The sequence below is a fragment of the Pseudomonas sp. H11T01 genome (assembly GCF_048515765.1).
In the GTDB taxonomy this organism is placed as follows: Bacteria; Pseudomonadota; Gammaproteobacteria; order Pseudomonadales; family Pseudomonadaceae; genus Aquipseudomonas.
Genome location: NZ_JBLYED010000025.1, coordinates 52,003 through 69,681 on the forward strand (window position 1 = coordinate 52,003; position 17,679 = coordinate 69,681).

General features: G+C 58.9%; 20 protein-coding genes and 1 pseudogene. 15 read left to right on the forward strand and 6 right to left on the reverse strand.

The genetic code is table 11. The features are described 5' to 3' along the window. Nucleotides 1-117: 117 nt before the first annotated feature. The 3 genes from phaZ to ACN1C3_RS26385 all read left to right on the forward strand — a co-directional run bounded on the left by phaZ (nt 118) and on the right by ACN1C3_RS26385 (nt 3,454). Nucleotides 118-975, forward strand: coding sequence for a poly(3-hydroxyalkanoate) depolymerase (gene phaZ, locus ACN1C3_RS26375; RefSeq protein ID WP_419118671.1), 858 nt, complete (start codon nt 118-120; stop codon nt 973-975). A 113-nt stretch (nt 976-1,088) separates the two neighbouring features. Further along, the gene (gene phaC / locus ACN1C3_RS26380) at nt 1,089-2,771 is read left to right on the forward strand and encodes a class II poly(R)-hydroxyalkanoic acid synthase (protein ID WP_419118672.1); all 1,683 of its coding nucleotides are present in this window, start codon (nt 1,089-1,091) and stop codon (nt 2,769-2,771) included. A gap of 62 nt (nt 2,772-2,833) precedes the next feature. After that, on the forward strand, nt 2,834-3,454 hold the full coding sequence (locus tag ACN1C3_RS26385) for a TetR/AcrR family transcriptional regulator (protein ID WP_419118673.1): 621 nt from the start codon (nt 2,834-2,836) through the stop codon (nt 3,452-3,454). Nucleotides 3,455-3,635: 181 nt separating this feature from the next. Here the strand turns inward: ACN1C3_RS26385 and ACN1C3_RS26390 are convergent, their stop codons facing one another. The 3 genes from ACN1C3_RS26390 to ACN1C3_RS26400 form a co-directional block, all read right to left on the reverse strand. Next, nucleotides 3,636-4,427, reverse strand: a complete 792-nt coding sequence (locus ACN1C3_RS26390) for a phasin family protein (protein ID WP_419118674.1) — start codon at nt 4,425-4,427, stop codon at nt 3,636-3,638. 10 nt (nt 4,428-4,437) lie between these two features. After that, on the reverse strand, nt 4,438-4,860 hold the full coding sequence (locus tag ACN1C3_RS26395) for a phasin family protein (protein WP_419118675.1): 423 nt from the start codon (nt 4,858-4,860) through the stop codon (nt 4,438-4,440). 122 nt (nt 4,861-4,982) lie between these two features. Then, nucleotides 4,983-5,258, reverse strand: a complete 276-nt coding sequence (locus ACN1C3_RS26400; protein WP_419118676.1) for a polyhydroxyalkanoic acid system family protein — start codon at nt 5,256-5,258, stop codon at nt 4,983-4,985. 153 nt (nt 5,259-5,411) lie between these two features. On the opposite strand from ACN1C3_RS26400, the gene ubiE reads away from it, so the two are divergent. From ubiE to ACN1C3_RS26460, 12 genes and pseudogenes are all read left to right on the forward strand, one after another. After that, nucleotides 5,412-6,182, forward strand: coding sequence for a bifunctional demethylmenaquinone methyltransferase/2-methoxy-6-polyprenyl-1,4-benzoquinol methylase UbiE (gene ubiE / locus ACN1C3_RS26405; RefSeq protein ID WP_419118677.1), 771 nt, complete (start codon nt 5,412-5,414; stop codon nt 6,180-6,182). Continuing rightward, complete coding sequence (locus tag ACN1C3_RS26410) at nt 6,182-6,805, forward strand: ubiquinone biosynthesis accessory factor UbiJ (protein ID WP_419118678.1); 624 nt, start codon at nt 6,182-6,184, stop codon at nt 6,803-6,805. Before ubiE ends, ACN1C3_RS26410 begins: the two co-directional genes overlap by 1 nt. After that, complete coding sequence (ubiB, locus tag ACN1C3_RS26415; RefSeq protein WP_419118679.1) at nt 6,802-8,406, forward strand: ubiquinone biosynthesis regulatory protein kinase UbiB; 1,605 nt, start codon at nt 6,802-6,804, stop codon at nt 8,404-8,406. The genes ACN1C3_RS26410 and ubiB overlap by 4 nt, the downstream gene beginning before the upstream one ends. Before the next feature lie 82 nt (nt 8,407-8,488). Beyond that, on the forward strand, nt 8,489-8,881 hold the full coding sequence (hisI, locus tag ACN1C3_RS26420) for a phosphoribosyl-AMP cyclohydrolase (protein ID WP_419118680.1): 393 nt from the start codon (nt 8,489-8,491) through the stop codon (nt 8,879-8,881). A 1-nt stretch (nt 8,882) separates the two neighbouring features. Further along, a complete protein-coding gene (locus tag ACN1C3_RS26425; RefSeq protein WP_419118681.1) occupies nt 8,883-9,215 on the forward strand; it encodes a phosphoribosyl-ATP diphosphatase in 333 nt (110 codons plus the stop codon). Nucleotides 9,216-9,243: 28 nt separating this feature from the next. Beyond that, nucleotides 9,244-9,519 (forward strand): twin-arginine translocase TatA/TatE family subunit, encoded by a 276-nt coding sequence (locus ACN1C3_RS26430; protein WP_419118682.1) that lies wholly within the window; start codon nt 9,244-9,246, stop codon nt 9,517-9,519. Between the two features lie 10 nt (nt 9,520-9,529). Continuing rightward, nucleotides 9,530-9,982, forward strand: coding sequence for a Sec-independent protein translocase protein TatB (gene tatB / locus ACN1C3_RS26435; protein ID WP_419118683.1), 453 nt, complete (start codon nt 9,530-9,532; stop codon nt 9,980-9,982). Next, nucleotides 9,979-10,779 carry a twin-arginine translocase subunit TatC gene (gene tatC / locus ACN1C3_RS26440; RefSeq protein ID WP_419118684.1) on the forward strand — a complete coding sequence of 267 codons (801 nt, stop codon included), beginning with the start codon at nt 9,979-9,981 and terminating at the stop codon, nt 10,777-10,779. The genes tatB and tatC overlap by 4 nt, the downstream gene beginning before the upstream one ends. Next, complete coding sequence (locus tag ACN1C3_RS26445) at nt 10,776-11,483, forward strand: 16S rRNA (uracil(1498)-N(3))-methyltransferase (protein ID WP_419118685.1); 708 nt, start codon at nt 10,776-10,778, stop codon at nt 11,481-11,483. Before tatC ends, ACN1C3_RS26445 begins: the two co-directional genes overlap by 4 nt. 164 nt (nt 11,484-11,647) lie before the next feature. Next, nucleotides 11,648-12,709, forward strand: a pseudogene (locus ACN1C3_RS26450) (methyl-accepting chemotaxis protein); the annotation flags it as partial. 141 nt (nt 12,710-12,850) lie between these two features. Next, on the forward strand, nt 12,851-13,564 hold the full coding sequence (locus ACN1C3_RS26455; protein ID WP_419118704.1) for a methyl-accepting chemotaxis protein: 714 nt from the start codon (nt 12,851-12,853) through the stop codon (nt 13,562-13,564). Between the two features lie 102 nt (nt 13,565-13,666). Beyond that, nucleotides 13,667-14,791, forward strand: coding sequence for an RHS repeat-associated core domain-containing protein (locus ACN1C3_RS26460; RefSeq protein WP_419118686.1), 1,125 nt, complete (start codon nt 13,667-13,669; stop codon nt 14,789-14,791). Between the two features lie 87 nt (nt 14,792-14,878). Here ACN1C3_RS26460 and ACN1C3_RS26465 read toward each other — a convergent pair whose 3' ends face one another. The 3 genes from ACN1C3_RS26465 to ACN1C3_RS26475 form a co-directional block, all read right to left on the reverse strand. Further along, entirely contained in the window at nt 14,879-15,613 is a 735-nt protein-coding gene (locus ACN1C3_RS26465; RefSeq protein ID WP_419118687.1) for an amino acid ABC transporter ATP-binding protein, read from the reverse strand. Beyond that, complete coding sequence (locus ACN1C3_RS26470; protein WP_419118688.1) at nt 15,606-16,565, reverse strand: amino acid ABC transporter permease; 960 nt, start codon at nt 16,563-16,565, stop codon at nt 15,606-15,608. Before ACN1C3_RS26470 ends, ACN1C3_RS26465 begins: the two co-directional genes overlap by 8 nt. 148 nt (nt 16,566-16,713) lie before the next feature. Continuing rightward, nucleotides 16,714-17,511 (reverse strand): transporter substrate-binding domain-containing protein, encoded by a 798-nt coding sequence (locus ACN1C3_RS26475; RefSeq protein WP_419118705.1) that lies wholly within the window; start codon nt 17,509-17,511, stop codon nt 16,714-16,716. Between the last annotated feature and the right edge of the window lie 168 nt (nt 17,512-17,679).

Consider the following 17,679-nt stretch of genomic DNA (forward strand, 5'->3'; position numbering starts at 1 on the left):
GTCCGCGGCACTCGGAGGTGCCGCGAGCCCTACCCATACAGCCGAGGCCAGGCCTCGAGTAATCTGGAGCACGCTCAGGACGGCGTGTCCGGCGGTTTAACCCACAGGGCTTCTGAGATGCCGCAACCGTTCATATTCCGTACTGTCGACCTGGATGGCCAAACCATCCGCACCGCGGTACGCCCCGGCAAGTCTCATATGACGCCCTTGCTTATCTTCAATGGCATCGGCGCCAACCTGGAGCTGGTGTTTCCGTTCATCCAGGCGCTTGACCCGGATCTGGAGGTGATTGCCTTCGACGTTCCCGGTGTTGGCGGCTCGTCCACGCCCAACAGGCCTTACCGTTTTCCCGGACTGGCCAAACTGACCGCGCGCATGCTCGACTACCTGGACTACGGGCAAGTCAACGTCGTGGGAGTTTCCTGGGGTGGCGCACTGGCCCAGCAATTTGCTTACGACTATCCAGAGCGCTGCAAAAAACTGGTGCTCGCAGCAACCGCAGCAGGCGCCTTTATGGTGCCGGGCAAGCCGAAAGTGCTATGGATGATGGCCAGCCCCAGGCGCTATATCCAGCCATCCCATGTGATTCGCATTGCTCCACTGATTTATGGCGGAGCCTTCCGTCGCGACCCCAATCTGGCCGCAGAGCACGCCAGCAAAGTACGTTCGGCCGGCAAGCTGGGTTACTACTGGCAGCTCTTCGCGGGGCTGGGCTGGACTAGCATTCACTGGCTGCACAAAATTCATCAGCCCACCCTGGTGCTCGCCGGTGACGACGACCCGCTGATCCCGCTGATCAACATGCGCATGCTGGCCTGGCGAATTCCCAACGCCCAGCTACACATAATCGACGATGGTCATTTGTTCCTGATTACCCGCGCCGAAGCCGTTGCGCCGATCATCATGAAGTTTCTTCAGGAGGAGCGTCAGCGGGCAGTGATGCACCCGCACCCGACGCCGCTCGGCAGAACGTAGAGTCTCGCGGATGTTGAAAGGACCTTCGCCTGCGCAAGAACGGGCTGGACCGACTATGGTGTCTGTCTTGAATTGATGTGCTTGTTGATGGCTTGACGAAGGAGTGTTGACTCATGAGAGAGAAACCAACGCCGGGCGCGTTGCCCACACCCGCGACGTTCATCAACGCTCAGAGTGCGATTACCGGTCTGCGCGGCCGGGATCTGTTCTCGACCCTGCGCAGCGTGGCCGCCCACGGCCTGCGCCACCCGGTGCACAGCGCCCGTCATGTTCTGGCTCTGGGCGGTCAGTTGGGCCGCGTGCTGCTGGGCGAAACGCTGCACACGCCGAACCCGAAAGACAATCGCTTTGCGGACCCGAGCTGGAGACTGAATCCGTTTTACCGGCGCAGCCTGCAGGCCTACCTGAGCTGGCAGAAACAGGTCAAAAGCTGGATCGATGAAAGCGGCATGAGTGACGATGATCGCGCCCGCGCGCATTTCGCCTTCGCACTGCTCAATGACGCCGTGTCCCCCTCCAATACCCTGCTCAACCCGCTGGCGATCAAGGAGCTGTTCAACTCCGGTGGCAACAGCCTGGTCCGCGGTCTCAGTCATTTATTCGACGACCTGCTGCACAACAACGGGCTGCCGAGCCAGGTCACCAAACACGCCTTCGAAATCGGCAAGACCGTGGCAACCACCGCCGGGTCAGTGGTGTTTCGCAACGAGCTGCTTGAGCTGATGCAATACAAGCCGATGAGCGAAAAACAGTACGCCAAGCCGTTGCTGATCGTGCCGCCGCAGATTAACAAGTACTACATTTTCGACCTCAGTCCGGGTAATAGCTTCGTCCAGTACGCATTGAAGAATGGCCTGCAAGTGTTCGTGGTCAGCTGGCGTAACCCGGATGTTCGCCACCGCGAATGGGGCCTGTCCAGTTACGTTGAAGCACTGGAGGAAGCACTGAATGTTTGCCGCGCCATCACCGGCGCGCGCGACGTCAATCTGATGGGCGCCTGTGCCGGCGGCCTGACCATCGCGGCTCTGCAAGGTCATCTGCAAGCCAAGCGGCAACTGCGGCGGGTCTCCAGCGCAAGCTATCTGGTCAGCCTGCTGGATAGCCAGATAGACAGCCCGGCGACGTTGTTCGCCGATGAGCAGACGCTGGAAGCCGCCAAGCGCCATTCCTATCAACGAGGTGTGCTCGAGGGGCGCGACATGGCGAAAGTCTTCGCCTGGATGCGCCCCAATGACCTGATCTGGAACTACTGGGTCAACAACTACCTGCTGGGCAAGGAACCGCCGGCCTTCGACATTCTGTATTGGAACAGTGACAACACGCGCCTGCCAGCGGCATTCCATGGCGACCTGCTGGACTTCTTCAAGCACAATCCTCTGACTCACCCCGGCGGGCTGGAGGTCTGTGGCACGCCTATCGACTTGCAGAAGGTCAACGTAGACAGCTTCAGCGTGGCCGGTATCAACGACCACATCACCCCGTGGGACGCGGTGTACCGCTCGACCCTGCTGCTGGGTGGCGACCGGCGCTTCGTACTGTCCAACAGCGGGCATATCCAGAGCATCCTCAACCCGCCGAACAACCCCAAGTCCAACTACATCGAGAATCCCAAGCTCAGTGGCGATCCACGTGCCTGGTACTACGACGCTACCCACGTCGAAGGCAGCTGGTGGCCACGTTGGCTGAGCTGGATTCAGGAGCGCTCCGGCACCCAACGGGAAACCCTGATGGCCCTCGGTAACCAGAACTATCCACCGATGGAGGCGGCGCCAGGTACCTACGTGCGCGTGCGCTGAACTCTCTCTGCGCCACGGTCGGGCTATTGGCCGTGGCATGACTCAATAACCAAGAAGACTGGATGAAAACCCGCGACCGGATCCTCGAATGTGCCCTGCAACTGTTCAACCAAAAGGGCGAACCGAATGTCTCCACCATGGAAGTTGCCAATGAGATGGGCATCAGTCCTGGCAACCTCTACTACCACTTTCATGGCAAGGAACCGCTGATCCTCGGCTTGTTCGAGCGCTTCCAGGCCGAACTGGTCCCTCTGCTCGATCCGCCAGCGGACGTTCAGCTGACCGCTGAAGACTATTGGCTGTTCCTGCACTTGATCGTCGAACGCCTGGCGCACTACCGCTTTCTTTTTCAGGACCTGTCCAACCTGGCCGGACGCTTGCCGAAACTGGCCAAAGGTATTCGCAACCTGCTCAATGCCTTGAAGCGTACCCTGGCGTCGTTGTTGGCACGGTTGAAAGCGCAAGGACAGTTGGTCAGCGACACACAGGCGCTGGGGCAACTGGTCGAGCAGATCACCATGACGTTGCTGTTTTCACTCGACTATCAACGGATTCTTGATCGCGGGGGAGAAGTTCGGGTGGTGGTGTACCAAATCATGATGCTGGTAGCGCCGCACTTGCTGCCGCCAGTGAAATTGGCGACCGAGCAAATGGCGTTGCGGTATCTGGATGAGCATGAGTGATCAAAAGATGATCGTTCCCTCGCGCCGCAAAGGAATGCAGCCCGTGACGCTCCGCGTCACTGCCGAAGCGGACGCAGAGCGTCCATAGAGGCATTCCCACGCGGGAGCGTGGGAACGATCAACACAGAAACAAAAACGCCCGACCTTTGCAGGCCGGGCGTTTTTGTGAGCCCCCAAAAAATCAGGACTGACTGGTTGGCGTCGGTGAAGTCGGCGCAACAGTCGGGGTGACCGCAGGGGTCGGTGCAGCAGCGGAGTTCGCTGTGCTGACCGGAACTGCGGGGTTGGCAGCAGCAACTGCAGGCTTGGGTGCAGCAGCCTTCGGCGCCGCTGGCTTTTTGGCAACCGGCTTCTTCGCAGCAGCAGGTTTAGCTGCAACCGGTTTAGCGGCCGGCTTGGCCGCTGCAGGTTTAGCTGCGGCGGTTTTAGCGGCAGGTTTTGCTGCTGCTTTAGCCGCGGGCTTAGCTGCAGGCTTAGCTGCTGCTTTTACCAGTGGTTTGGCCGCAGTTTTTGCTGCTGGTTTAGCCGCAGCGGTTTTGGCAGCGACTGGCGGCGTGACCGAAGCACCGGTCAGACGCTCGATCTGCTTGGTCAGGGTATCGACCTTGCTGTGCAGCGCTTTCACTTCATTGCGGCTAGGCACGCCAAGACGCGAAATGGCACTGTTCAGACGCTTGTCGAAAGCCTCTTCCAACTCACCCCATTTGCCCAGCGCACGGTCTTTGACATCACCGACACGGGACTTGGCCGACTGGGCAGAGTCCTTGGCGGCATCGACTTTTTTGCCGACAGCACTTTTGGTGAGCTTCTCGGCTTTCTCGCCATCTTTGACCAAGGTATCGAAGAGTTTGCTGCCGTCAGTATCGATCTTCGAGTACACGCCTAAACCAGCGAGCCAGATTTTGCGGGAGTAGTCTTCGACTTTCCCGATCCACGAGCTGCCTTCTTTTTCAGTATTCTTTTTACCAGCCATCCCGTTCTCCTTAATGTTTACGCGCGACACGTTCAAGCAATGCCGTCAGCCCATCGAGCTTAGCAGAGAGTGTCTCAACATCATGTTTAGACGCAATGCCGAAGCGATTCAAGGCACTGGCGACACGCGTGTCAAAAGCCTTCTCGACTTTATCCAGTTGCACTTCGACTTTGCCCTTGAAACTGGTGACGTCACTCTTGACGTTATCAATCTGACTGTTAGCGGCTTCAAGTTGTTCAGTGACAACTTTTTTGCCTTTGTTTTCAACAGCTTGACCCGCCTTGATCAACTCTTGAAAGTACTCGCTGCCTTCATGACCGACCTTGGCGTAGGCACCCAGGCCAGCCAGCCAGATCTTGCGGGCATACACTTTCACTTCGCTCAGAGTGGTTGGCTGAACGTCGATTTCTTTCTTCAGACTAACTTTGGCCATGGTGCACCTCACGCGCAAAAGGTTTGAGGAACTGCCCGCAGGAATGAGGGCTTAGGCACAAAGTAGTGAGAAAAATTAGAAACGGCACCCTAAGAAATAACACAAACCTCTGTAGGAGCATTTCAGGCGAAGGCTTTATCCAGCGCCTTTTCGATTTCCGATTTGATCGTGCCACTCATGGCCGACATTAACAGGCCCAGTTCGACATCAACCCTGATCGAGTCATCGCCCACATACACCGCACCTTTCACACCGGAGCGCTTGAGGTTCAGGGTGTCACCGGACCACTGCGGCTCCAGGCCATATTGATCGGACAGTTTCTGCGCTAACTTGTCGGCCTTCTCGCGGGCAGCTTCCTTACCCAGGCCATGGGCGCGTTCAACACTTATACGGGCCATTGAATGACTCCTGTTTTATCGGGACTTGCCTGGAGCGTCTGACCCTCATGCGTCAAAACGTCCTGGCGGTTACCTATCTTACATTCAGCCTTGCCAAGACAAAGACCGCCACCGGGATTAGAATGTCCCGCATTCTCTTTTGGTGACAGCGATATGACTGATCAGCGCAAAGGCAGTGATGCCGAACCCACCACTCACTTCGGCTTCAAAAACGTCCCGGAAAGCCAGAAGGCGGAAAAAGTCGCGGAGGTTTTCCACTCGGTAGCCGCCAAGTACGACCTCATGAACGACCTGCTGTCGGGCGGCATGCACCGGCTGTGGAAGCGTTTCGCGATCGAGCTGTCTGGCGTTCGCACCGGCAATCGCGTGCTGGACATCGCAGGTGGTACGGGCGACCTGACCCGAAAATTCTCGCACCTGGTGGGCCCGACCGGTCAGGTGGTATTGGCTGACATCAACGCGTCCATGCTCAAGGTCGGTCGCGATCGTTTGCTGGATCTGGGCGTGGCGGGCAATGTCGAGTTCGTCCAGGCCGACGCCGAAAAACTGCCGTTCCCGGACAACCATTTCGACTGCGTGACCATCGCCTTCGGCCTGCGCAACGTGACCCACAAGGAAGACGCCCTGCGGTCCATGCTGCGCGTACTCAAGCCCGGCGGTCGCCTGTTGGTGCTGGAGTTCTCTAAACCGACCAACGCACTGATGTCCAAAGCCTACGACGCCTATTCGTTCGCCTTCATGCCGCTGATGGGCAAGCTGATCACCAATGACTCGGAAAGCTATCGCTATCTGGCCGAGTCGATCCGCATGCACCCGAATCAGGAAACCCTGAAGTCGATGATGGTCGAGGCCGGTTTCGACCGCGTGACCTACCACAACATGACCGCAGGCATCGTCGCCCTGCATCGCGGCATCAAACCCTGATGCTGCTCAGCGGCCTGCTCGCCGGCGTCGAACACGGCCTCAACCGCGTGCTGCGCCTCGACAGCACGGCCCTGCCGCGCTTGCAGCATCTGAGCGGCAAGGTGATTGCTGTCGATTGCCGCAACCCGGCGTTGCAGCTGTTCATTATGCCCAGCGATGAAGGCCTGATGCTGGCCGCTCATTGGGCTGCCGATGCCGATTGCACCTTGCGCGCTCCGGCGTCGAGCTTGCTGAGCCTGGGGCTGAGCAAGGACAAGACGTCGATCCTCCACGGTCCCGAAGTCGAACTCGAAGGTGACAGCGCCGTACTGCTGGAACTCGCCGCCATCCTGCAAGACCTCGAGCTGGACTGGGAGTATGAGCTTTCACGCTGGCTCGGCCCGGTCGCCACTCAATTGCTCGGCGGCCATTTGCGCAGCCGCGCGCGCTGGTATCAGCAAGGTTTCGCCAGCCTGAACCAGAACCTTGCCGAATACCTCAGCGAAGAGTCGCGTGCCCTGGTAGGCCAGCGCGAAGCCGAAGCCCGCTTCAGCGAACTAGACCAGATCAAGCTTGATCTGGAACGTCTTGAGGCGCGTTTCGAGCGTCTTTCCCGATCCCTTGATTCAAGCGATAACGCATGAAGCTGCTTGCCGTCCGCCGTTTGTTTCGCATCCAGCGCGTTGTGATCCGCTACCGCCTCGATGACCTGTTGTTCGCCCTGCCGCTGCCCTGGTTTCTGCTCGCGCTGCGCTATGCCTTACCGTGGCGCTGGTTTCCACGCAAGACACTGACGCTTACCCGCGGTGCGCGCCTGCGTCTGGCGTTGCAGGATCTGGGGCCGATCTTCATCAAGTTCGGCCAGATTCTATCCACTCGCCGTGACCTGTTGCCCGAAGACATTGCCGACGAGCTGATGCTGCTGCAAGACCGCGTACCTCCGTTCGACTCGCAACACGCGATGGATCTGATCGAAAGCCAGCTCGGCAAGAAAATCAGCGAGGTTTTCAGCCGTTTCGACTTCGAGCCACTGGCCTCGGCCTCGGTGGCTCAGGTTCACGCCGCGCAACTGAAAAGCGGCGAAGAAGTGGTGGTCAAGGTCATACGCCCAGGCCTCAAACCCATCATCGCCCAGGATCTGGCCTGGCTGTTCATCCTCGCCCGCGCTGCCGAAAAGCTCTCCGCTGATGCCCGCCTGCTGCACCCTGTGGACGTGGTTCAGGACTACGAAAAAACCATCTACGACGAACTCGACCTGTTGCGCGAGGCGGCGAATGCCAGCCAGCTGAAACGTAACTTCGAAGGCTCGCCGATGCTTTACGTGCCGCAGGTCTACTGGGACTGGTGCCGGCCGAAAGTGTTGGTGATGGAGCGCATCTACGGTATTCAGGTCACCGATCTGGCGACCCTGGCCGACCAGCGCACCGATATGAAAATGCTCGCCGAACGCGGTGTGGAAATCTTCTTCACCCAGGTATTTCGCGACAGCTTCTTCCATGCCGACATGCACCCCGGCAACATCTTCGTCAGCACCGTACAACCGTGGAGCCCGCAGTACATTGCCATCGACTGCGGCATCGTCGGCAGCCTGACCCCGGAAGACCAGGACTATCTGGCGCGTAACCTGTTCGCCTTCTTCAAGCGCGACTACCGCCGCGTCGCCCAATTGCACATCGATTCGGGCTGGGTGCCGGCGGAAACCAAGCTCAATGAATTCGAAGCAGCGATCCGTACCGTTTGCGAACCGATTTTCGAAAAACCATTGAAAGACATTTCCTTCGGCCAGGTGCTGATGCGCCTGTTCCAGACCGCACGGCGCTTCAACATGGAAGTGCAACCGCAGCTGGTTCTTTTGCAGAAAACCTTGCTGAACATCGAAGGCCTCGGCCGTCAGCTGTACCCGGACCTGGACCTGTGGAACACAGCCCAGCCGTTCCTCGAACGCTGGATGCGCGATCGGGTCAGCCCCAAAGCCTTGCTGGGCAACCTGCAGAGTCAGGTCGAGCAACTGCCACACCTGGCCAACATGACCCGCGACCTGCTCGAACGCATGTCGCAACCTCATGCGTCCAATACGCCGCCACAGTGGCACAAACGAAAGGACGACGTATTCCTGCGCCTGCTCGGGACTGCACACCTGGCTGGCGGCACGATACTCGCGGCCGGTGGACCGTTGAATGAATGGGGGCATTGGCCGGCTGGAATCATGATTGCTGTCGGTTTGTATCTGGTCGTGCGCCGATAGCCAGTGGCGCAAGGTGCTGGCACACTGTTCTACATCGCCGAGGCGCAGCAATGAGCGCTGAGCCCGGTTGTCGGAGTCGAAGATGAAAGAATGGCTGGATGAGATCAAATGGGACAGCGACGGCCTGGTACCGGCGATTGCCCAGGATCACAAAACCGGGCGCGTGCTGATGATGGCCTGGATGAACCGCGAAGCACTGGAGCTGACCGCCGCTGAGAACCGGGCCATCTACTGGTCCCGCTCCCGCGGCAAGCTGTGGCGCAAGGGTGAAGAGTCCGGGCATGTGCAAACACTGCACGAGATGCGCCTGGACTGCGACGCCGATGTGATCATCCTGATGGTCGAACAGATCGGCGACATCGCCTGCCACACCGGCCGCCAAAGCTGCTTTTACCGCGTCTATGAGAACGGCGACTGGAAGACCGTCGACCCAGTGCTCAAAGACCCGCACGCCATCTATTCGGCAGGACACTGAAATGACTGACACCCTGACCCGTCTGGCCCAAGTGCTGGAAGAGCGCAAAGGCGCAGCGGCCGACAGCTCCTATGTCGCCAGCCTGTACCACAAGGGCTTGAACAAGATTCTGGAAAAAGTCGGCGAGGAATCAGTGGAAACCATCATCGCCGCCAAGGACGCCGCCATCAGCGGTGACTGCAGTGATGTGATCTACGAAACTGCTGATTTGTGGTTCCACAGTCTGGTCATGCTCGCCCAACTGGGGCAGCATCCACAGGCCGTGCTGGACGAGCTGGAGCGGCGCATCGGTACGTCCGGGCACGTCGAGAAGGCTTCGCGCCCGTCCGCTTGAATAACACTTATAAGAGAGGAGTTGCAGCATGGGCATTTTTGACTGGAAACACTGGATCGTCATCCTGGTTGTCGTCGTGTTGGTATTCGGTACCAAGAAGCTTAAAAACCTCGGCACTGACGTCGGTGAGTCGATCAAGGGCTTTCGCAAGGCCATGAACGACGAAGAAAAACCTGCTGATCCGACGGTGACACCGGCCCAACCGGTACCGCCAACGCAGCCACAATCTTCGTCGCTGAACGAACCGCACACTATCGACGTGCAGGCACATAAAGTCGAAGAGCCGATCCGCAAAGACTCGTGAGCACTGACTAATGTTTGGTATCAGCTTCTCTGAACTGCTGCTCGTCGGCCTCGTCGCCTTGCTGGTGCTTGGCCCAGAGCGTCTGCCGGGTGCTGCGCGAACGGCCGGCCTGTGGATCGGACGTCTGAAGCGCAGCTTCAACGCGATCAAACAGGAAGTTGAACGTGAAATTGGTGCCGACGAAATTCGCCGGCAACTGCACAACGAACACATCCTGTCGCTGGAAGAGGAAGCGCGGAAGATCCTCGCGCCGCAACAGCAGACGCCGACCACCTTCGAGCCAGTGACAGAGCAGACGATTCATGCGCCAGTCGCGGCTGCCGTCGAGCCAGCGCCTGCGGTGACAGCTGTCAGCCCTGTTGAACCGATTGTCAGCGCGACACCGACAGCACCCGTTTCTCCTGCGGCGGCACCCAGTACGCCTGCCCCCCACGACCCCACTTTGCCGCCGCGAGCCCCATGAGCGCTGATAAACCGGAAAACGACCAGCACATGCCGCTGGTTTCGCACCTCACCGAGTTGCGCACCCGCCTGCTGCGTTGTGTCGCGGCGATCTTCCTGATCTTCGCCGGGCTGTTTGCCTTCACCCAGCAGATCTACACCTTCGTCTCCATCCCGCTGCGCCAGTACCTGCCGGCGGGCGCGACGATGATCGCCACCGATGTGTCCTCGCCGTTTCTCACACCGCTCAAGCTGACGATGATGGTCTCGCTGTTTTTGGCGATCCCGGTGATCCTGCATCAGATCTGGGGCTTTATCGCACCGGGTCTGTACAAGCACGAGAAACGAATCGCGGTGCCATTGCTGGTTTCGAGCATCCTGCTGTTCTACACCGGGATGGCTTTCGCCTACTTCCTGGTGTTCCCGCTGATCTTCAAATTTTTCGCCTCGGCCACCCCGGCCGGCGTGGAAATGATGACTGACATCACCAGTTACCTCGATTTCGTCATGACGCTGTTTTTCGCCTTCGGCGTAGCGTTCGAGATCCCGGTGGCGGTGGTGCTGCTGGTGTGGATCGGCGTGGTCGACGTCAAATACCTGAAGAAAATCCGCCCGTATGTGGTCATCGGCTGCTTCGTGGTCGGCATGATCCTCACCCCGCCGGACATCTTCTCGCAGACATTGCTGGCGGTGCCAATGTGGCTACTGTTCGAAATCGGCATTCTCTTCGGCAGCCTGATCAGCAAGCGTGGCGAGCATCCCGACGACCAACCCGCCGACAGCGACCATAACGACCAGCCGCCAGCGACCCAGCCGTGAACTTGCTGCTCCTCGAAGAGGCCGACTTCATTGCGGCCGACCGGGTGATCCTGCGCGATCGGCGTCTGACGCACATGCAGGAAGTCCATCGCTCGGTCGTCGGTGACAGCCTGCGGGTCGGGCGCATCGGCGGGCTGATGGGTTCGGCCGAGTTGCTGCGCCTGGAAGCCTCTGAGGCGGAACTTCGAGTCAGCCTCGACCAGCCACCGCCGACCAAGCTGCCATTGACGTTGCTGCTGGCCCTGCCGCGGCCGAAGATGCTTCGCCGCGTGCTGCAAACCGTCGCCGCTATGGGTGTGCCTCGAGTGGTGCTGGTCAACAGCTACCGGGTCGAAAAGAGCTTCTGGCAGACACCGTTCCTTGAGCCCGAAGCAGTTCGCGAGCAGTTGATCCTCGGCCTGGAACAGGCCCGAGACAGCGTACTACCGGAAATCATCATCGAAAAACGCTTCAAGCCCTTCGTCGAAGACCGCCTGCCTGCAATGGTCGAGGGCACCCTCGGGCTGGTCGGTCATCCCGGTCACTACCCGCCCTGCCCACGCGGCCTGGACGAGCCGGTGACCCTGGCCATCGGCCCGGAAGGCGGCTGGATCCCCTACGAAATCGACCTGATGGCCAAGGCAGGCCTGCAACCGGTACAGCTTGGCGAGCGCATCCTGCGGGTCGAGACGGCCGTGACCGCCCTCCTTTCTCGACTGTTCTAAACGATCACGGCGCCCGCCAGTAGGAGCAGAGCTTGCTCGCGATCGGAGCGCTGCGGGGTGTCAGAAATACTTGACCAGTTCAGCCTCGCTCCTACCTACAGGTTTCCTCCGGCCTGCCGATACACTCCCAATAGACCCAATCATGCGCTAAGGGAGTTCACAGCATGTACCGTTGGCTAGCCCAGAACCTGGGAAATGTGAGCGTCAACCTGAAACTTGGCATTGGCTTCGGTCTGGTGCTGCTCCTGACCCTGCTGATTACCTCCACCGGCTGGACGGGCCTGAGTAGCGTGATTGAGCGCGGCGACAAACTGGGCTATATCGCCACGCTAAACGACCTGACAAAAGACCTGCGCATTGCCCGCCTGGACTACGAAATGCGCAGAGGCGAACAAGGCCCGGCGGTGGTCAGCGATCTGCTGAATAAGCTCGACGAGGGCCTGCAAGTAGCGCGCAAACGGCTTGAGCAGCCCGACAGCATTGCCATGCTCGACCGGCAACTGGCCGCCGTGAGCGAATACAAACGCGCCTTCGCCGACATGACTCAGGCAACGGCGAACCGCGAAGCCGCCCGCGCCAAACTCGGCGCCACCGCCGACAATGCCGTGGCCCGCGTGGCGGAAGTCGAGAAGTCTTTGCTGCAAGGTGACAGCGTCGCGCAGTTCAACAGCGTGATCGACCTGAGCAAACTGATCCAGCAAGCGCGCTTCCAGGTCCGTGGTTACACCTACAGTGGCAAGCCCGAGGCCGAGCAACCGGCGCTGGACGCCATCGACAATGCCTTGAAGAACCTCGAGAGTCTGCCGGGCAAACTGCCGGAACAGCACATCGCCAACCTGCAGCAGGCCACCGAATCGCTCAAAGGCTACCGGGCAGCCGTCAGCCAGTTCCGTGATTCCCAAGTGGCCAGCGCCGCTGCCCTCACCCGCATGGCAGACCATGGCAACGTTTTGCTCGACATGAGCAAGCAGCTGACCAATGCGCAAACCGCCAAGCGTGACAGCGATGCGGCGCAAGCAAAAAACACCCTGACCCTCGTTACCGTGCTGGCACTGGTGTTCGGCCTGATTGCCGCTTGGGCAATCACCCGGCAGATCGTAATTCCGTTGCAACAGACCCTCAAAGTGGTCGAGCGCGTGGCTTCCGGCGATCTTAGCCAGGACCTCGACGTTCAGCGCCGCGACGAACTCGGCCAACTGCAACGCGCCATGCAACGCATGACCGTGAGCCTGCGGGAGCTGATCGGTGGCATCAGCGAGGGGGTGACGCAAATCGCCAGCGCCGCCGAGCAGCTGTCAGCCGTCACCGAACAGACCAGCGCCGGGGTCAACAGCCAGAAAGTCGAGACCGACCAGGTCGCCACCGCCATGCATGAAATGACCGCCACCGTGCAGGAAGTCGCGCGCAACGCCGAAGAAGCCTCCGAAGCCGCGTTAGCTGCCGACCAACAAGCCCGTGAAGGCGACAAGGTGGTGGGCGAGGCGATCGCTCAGATCGAACGCCTGGCCACCGAGGTCGGCAACTCCACCGAAGCCATGAGCCATCTCAAACGCGAAAGCGACAAGATCGGCAGCGTGCTCGACGTGATCAAGTCAGTGGCGCAACAGACCAACCTACTGGCCCTCAACGCCGCCATCGAAGCCGCCCGCGCCGGTGAGGCCGGACGCGGTTTCGCGGTGGTCGCCGATGAAGTGCGCAGCCTCGCCCTGCGCACCCAAAAATCCACCGAAGAAATCGAAGAACTGATCGTCGGCCTGCAAAGCGGCACCCAGCAAGTCGCCAACATCATGGACAACAGCCGCAGCCTGACCGACAGCAGCGTCGAACTGACCCGCCGCGCTGGGGGTTCGCTGGCAAACATTACCCGCACCGTGTCAGCGATTCAGGCGATGAACCAGCAGATCGCTGCGGCGGCCGAGCAACAAAGCACCGTGGCCGAAGAGATCAACCGTAGCGTGCTGAACGTAAGGGATGTTTCGGAACAGACCTCGGCAGCCAGCGAGGAGACCGCGGCTTCCAGCGTTGAGTTAGCACGGTTGGGGACGCATTTGCAGATGCTGGTGGGGCGGTTCAGGACCTGAAGAACGAGCTGCTGTCACAACTACCTAGCAGTTCTGCTAGGTAGACATCGTTCTCACGCCGGTAGAAGCTGGATCAATAGCCTAGCCGCCTGAGGATGATCAATGTCCAATTCACGTGACAGCTCATTAATTCACTACCAATACGATGCCCTTGATCGTTTGGTAAGTTGCACGCCCGCAGGTCAGCCTCGGCTGGATCGCCTCTATCAAAAAGACCGGCTGACTACTGAAATTCAAGGCGCCATTCAGCGTCAGATCTTTCAATGCACGGACATGTTGTTAGCAGAACTGCGGCAGGAGGGTATCCAGCGCACTTCGTTGCTGATGACCGATAAACAACGTTCGGTATTACAGACTTCGGATGGCACGTCGGCCTATACGCCTTATGGTCATCGCCCGGCTGAAGGGGGATTAACCAGCCTTCTGGGTTTCAATGGCGAGCGTCACGACCCGATCACCGGCCATTATTTACTGGGGAACGGGCACAGGGCGTTCAATCCGGTGCTTATGCGCTTTAACAGTCCGGATAGTTTGAGTCCCTTTGGAAAAGGTGGCTTGAATGGCTATGCGTATTGCGAGGGAGATCCCATTAACCGCACGGATCCCACAGGAAAATATTGGCAGGATTTGGCATGGATTACGATGGGTGTCGCGGATCTTACAGGCAGTTATCTGCTCTCCCGCCTCCCCAGTGTGAGGCAATTGCAACCGCTGGCGCAGCGGATTCCCGGGGTCGGAAGCACCGGTTTTGGGCGGACCGCCAAGGGAATAGCAATAGTAAGCGGGTTTTCTGCCACCGCACTTTTCCCTGTCATGGGCATTATTGGGTATGAACACCCTGATTCACCGCTAAATGATCCACTCATGATCGCGATGGCGACGCTTTCGGGATGGGTTTTTATCAGTGGTTTCGGCCTTTCCCTGCACAAACTTGCCCGACCATCGAAAGTCCCGAAACGAACACGAGTCCCACGCCTGACACGATCACAGTCTCTACCCAATATGCCGCATAACTTAGGCAGTAATTTTAGTAACTCTTCGACAGGAACGACTTCCAGAAGCAGCCAGGATTACATGGCGCCCCTAGCTATTCACAAATCCCCTGCGCAAGCCTCAAATGCGAATTTGGATAAATTCAACTGGATGGCGAGATTTAATCGAGGTGAATTCAGGCCTGAATCGGGTGTAGTTCAAAACTCCACCTCGATCCGAAGAAACAGCCACTAAGAAACCCTTAGGAGACGTTCATCTTTAAGCCTGATGAAGATGACAAGAGCCTGCAAGTCACCCAAAGCCTAAGAGCGCGACATGGATCTACAACACCTGCCTTAAAAACGCCTGAGCCCGCAGATCCTTCGGCGACGCAAAGAATTCGTCAGGCGGGGAATCTTCCAGCAATTTGCCGTGGTCGAAGAACAGCACCCGATCCGCCACTTCCCGGGCGAAGCCCATTTCGTGGGTCACGCAGACCATGGTCATGCCTTCTAGGGCCAGGGTTTTCATCACGTCGAGGACTTCGCCGACCATTTCCGGGTCGAGCGCCGAGGTTGGTTCATCGAACAGCATGACCTTCGGCTCCATGGCCAGCGCTCGGGCTATCGCCACGCGCTGTTGCTGACCGCCGGAGAGGCGTGACGGGAACTCATTGGCCTTCTGTGCGATACCGACCTTTTCCAGCAATGCCCGGGCCTTGGCCTCGCGCTCCTGCTTGCCGCGTTTGCGCACGACTTTCTGCGCCAGGCAGAGGTTTTCCAGCACGGTCATGTGCGGGAACAGGTTGAAATGCTGAAAGACCATGCCAACTTCACGGCGGTAGGCGTTGACGTCGGTTTTCGGGTCGGCCAGCTCCAGGCCGTCGATGCTGACGGAGCCGGAGTCGAACTCTTCCAGGCCATTGAGGCAGCGCAGGAAGGTCGATTTGCCGGAACCGGACGGACCGATCACCACTAGCACTTCGCCTTTCGCCACTTGGGTGGTGACGTTATCTACCGCGCGGACTATTTGCCCACGGGTGTCGAAGACTTTTACCAGATCGCGGACTTCAATCACTTTGCGCGAGCCTCCGCTCAAGCCGGCTGGCGATTTTCGACAGCGGCAGGTTGATCAACAAATACAGGCCCGCCACGCAGAACAGAATCTCGAACGGCGAGAACGAGGTGGTGATGACTTCCCGGCCGCTTTTAAGCAGCTCGGTAATGGCGATTACCGACACCAGCGAGGTGTCTTTCACCAGACTGATGAATTGCCCAGCCAGCGGCGGCAGAACGCGTTTGAAGGCCTGCGGCAGGACCACATGGCGCATCGACTGGCCAGCGCTCAAACCCAGCGAACGCGCGGCCTCGTTCTGGCCACGGGCAATTGACTGCACGCCCGATCGGATGATTTCCGCTACATAGGCGCCAGTGAACAGCGACAGCGCGGCAATCCCGGCGAACTCGCGGGAGAGGTTCAGCACCGTGCCGATAAAGAAGTAGAAAATGAAGATCTGCACCAGCAACGGCGTGCCACGCACCAATTCGACATAGATCGTCGACAGGTCGCGCAGGGTCGGGTTGTTCGACAGCCGGCACAGGCCGGTAGCCAGCCCGATCAGCAGTCCGAGCACACCGGAAACTACCGACAGCCATAAGGTGGTCCACAAGCCCCACAACAGCGGTCCGGCCGCCCAATGGCGGGTGACGCCAATCACATCGCCTTCGGCCACCTCATCGCCATGGGCGACTTGCAGGCTGTTGTCGTCGACAGTCAGGTGCTGCTCGTCACCAGCGTCGTTGCGCAGGGTGACTTCGGCCTTGTCGCCTTTGCGCACCAGTTCGCTGACGGTGGAGATATCCGCCGCTCGCTGGGACTCTTCGGCGTGGTAGGCGAAGTATTGGGGCACGCGGTTCCAGCGCCATTCGTAGGACATCAGCGAGGTGGCGTAGTAAAGCGCGCCGGCCAGACCGATCAGCACCAGCACGGTCAATACGTGCCAGGGCCATTGGGCTTTTTTCTGTTTCATCTATCAGCAAGTTCCGAATTCTGTGTCGCCAGGGAGGCCGTCTTCGCGAGCAAGCTCGCTCCCACAGGGACCGCAGTACCCTTGTGGGAGCGAGCTTGCTCGCGAATGGGGCGGCGCGGTCTAGCTGACCGAGCGCCGTCCGTCAGCCTTACTCCATATCCTTGAGCCAGTCGGTCTCTTTGAACCACTTGTCATGGATGCGATCGTAGGTGCCGTCTTCGTGGATCTGGTGCAGGAAGTTGTTGATGAAGTTGATGCTGTCGTAGTCACCTTTCTTCAGACCGAAGGCCAGCGGCTCGTAGGTAAACGGCTTGTCGAGGAATACCAGCTTGCCGTTACCCACCTTGTTCACCGCTACGACGTTGTATGGCGCGTCGTAGATGAAGGCGTCAGCCTTGCCGTTGACCACGTCGAGCACCGCTTCCTGCTCGTTGTCGTAGCCGTGGTATTTGGCTTTTGAGATCAGCTTTCTGGCGACTATTTCGCCGGTGGTGCCCTGCTTGGAGGTGATGCGGTAGTCGGCGGTGTTCAGGTCTTTATAGGACTTGATGGTGCCTTCCAGTTCCTTGCGGATCAGCAGGGTCTGGCCAACCACGATGAAGGGTTCGCTGAAGTTCAGGCGCAGGTTGCGCTCCTGGGTCAGGGTCATGCCGCTGCCGATCATGTCGAACTTGTCAGTCATCAGGGCCGGGATGATGCCGTCATAACCGGTGGAAACCATTTCCAGTTTGACGCCCATGGCCTTGGCCATGGCTTTGAGCAGGTCGACTTCGAAGCCGATGATCTCGCCGCGCTTGTTGGTCATTTCAAACGGCATGTAAGTCGGATCCATGCCGACTTTCAGCGTGCCGCGCTTGACCGCGTCATCAATGGCACCGGCCTGAGCCGCGTTGACTGCAATCAATGCCGTGACGCCGAGCAACAGCATCGAGAGATACTTCTTCATCATCAAGCCCCCTGAACCTATCTTTTTGAGGCGCGCAAAAAGCAGGTTTTCGTTAGAAAACCGGCAGATACGAACAATAAGTTGTCCGGGCGCACCAATTCGGGGAGCGATCCTAACGCACTCGTTTGTTTGCACAAGGGTTTAGGCAGGATTTGTTGTCGCAGGGAC

Excerpts from the sequence above, each read along its gene's own strand:
- phaZ (WP_419118671.1), top strand. The coding sequence starts at position 118 with ATGCCGCAACCGTTCATATTCCGTACTGTCGACCTGGATGGCCAAACC.
- phaC (WP_419118672.1), top strand. The coding sequence starts at position 1,089 with ATGAGAGAGAAACCAACGCCGGGCGCGTTGCCCACACCCGCGACGTTC.
- ACN1C3_RS26385 (WP_419118673.1), top strand. The coding sequence starts at position 2,834 with ATGAAAACCCGCGACCGGATCCTCGAATGTGCCCTGCAACTGTTCAAC.
- ACN1C3_RS26390 (WP_419118674.1), bottom strand. The coding sequence starts at position 4,427 with ATGGCTGGTAAAAAGAATACTGAAAAAGAAGGCAGCTCGTGGATCGGG.
- ACN1C3_RS26395 (WP_419118675.1), bottom strand. The coding sequence starts at position 4,860 with ATGGCCAAAGTTAGTCTGAAGAAAGAAATCGACGTTCAGCCAACCACT.
- ACN1C3_RS26400 (WP_419118676.1), bottom strand. The coding sequence starts at position 5,258 with ATGGCCCGTATAAGTGTTGAACGCGCCCATGGCCTGGGTAAGGAAGCT.
- ubiE (WP_419118677.1), top strand. The coding sequence starts at position 5,412 with ATGACTGATCAGCGCAAAGGCAGTGATGCCGAACCCACCACTCACTTC.
- ACN1C3_RS26410 (WP_419118678.1), top strand. The coding sequence starts at position 6,182 with ATGCTGCTCAGCGGCCTGCTCGCCGGCGTCGAACACGGCCTCAACCGC.
- ubiB (WP_419118679.1), top strand. The coding sequence starts at position 6,802 with ATGAAGCTGCTTGCCGTCCGCCGTTTGTTTCGCATCCAGCGCGTTGTG.
- hisI (WP_419118680.1), top strand. The coding sequence starts at position 8,489 with ATGAAAGAATGGCTGGATGAGATCAAATGGGACAGCGACGGCCTGGTA.
- ACN1C3_RS26425 (WP_419118681.1), top strand. The coding sequence starts at position 8,883 with ATGACTGACACCCTGACCCGTCTGGCCCAAGTGCTGGAAGAGCGCAAA.
- ACN1C3_RS26430 (WP_419118682.1), top strand. The coding sequence starts at position 9,244 with ATGGGCATTTTTGACTGGAAACACTGGATCGTCATCCTGGTTGTCGTC.
- tatB (WP_419118683.1), top strand. The coding sequence starts at position 9,530 with ATGTTTGGTATCAGCTTCTCTGAACTGCTGCTCGTCGGCCTCGTCGCC.
- tatC (WP_419118684.1), top strand. The coding sequence starts at position 9,979 with ATGAGCGCTGATAAACCGGAAAACGACCAGCACATGCCGCTGGTTTCG.
- ACN1C3_RS26455 (WP_419118704.1), top strand. The coding sequence starts at position 12,851 with ATGCATGAAATGACCGCCACCGTGCAGGAAGTCGCGCGCAACGCCGAA.
- ACN1C3_RS26460 (WP_419118686.1), top strand. The coding sequence starts at position 13,667 with ATGTCCAATTCACGTGACAGCTCATTAATTCACTACCAATACGATGCC.
- ACN1C3_RS26470 (WP_419118688.1), bottom strand. The coding sequence starts at position 16,565 with ATGAAACAGAAAAAAGCCCAATGGCCCTGGCACGTATTGACCGTGCTG.
- ACN1C3_RS26475 (WP_419118705.1), bottom strand. The coding sequence starts at position 17,511 with ATGAAGAAGTATCTCTCGATGCTGTTGCTCGGCGTCACGGCATTGATT.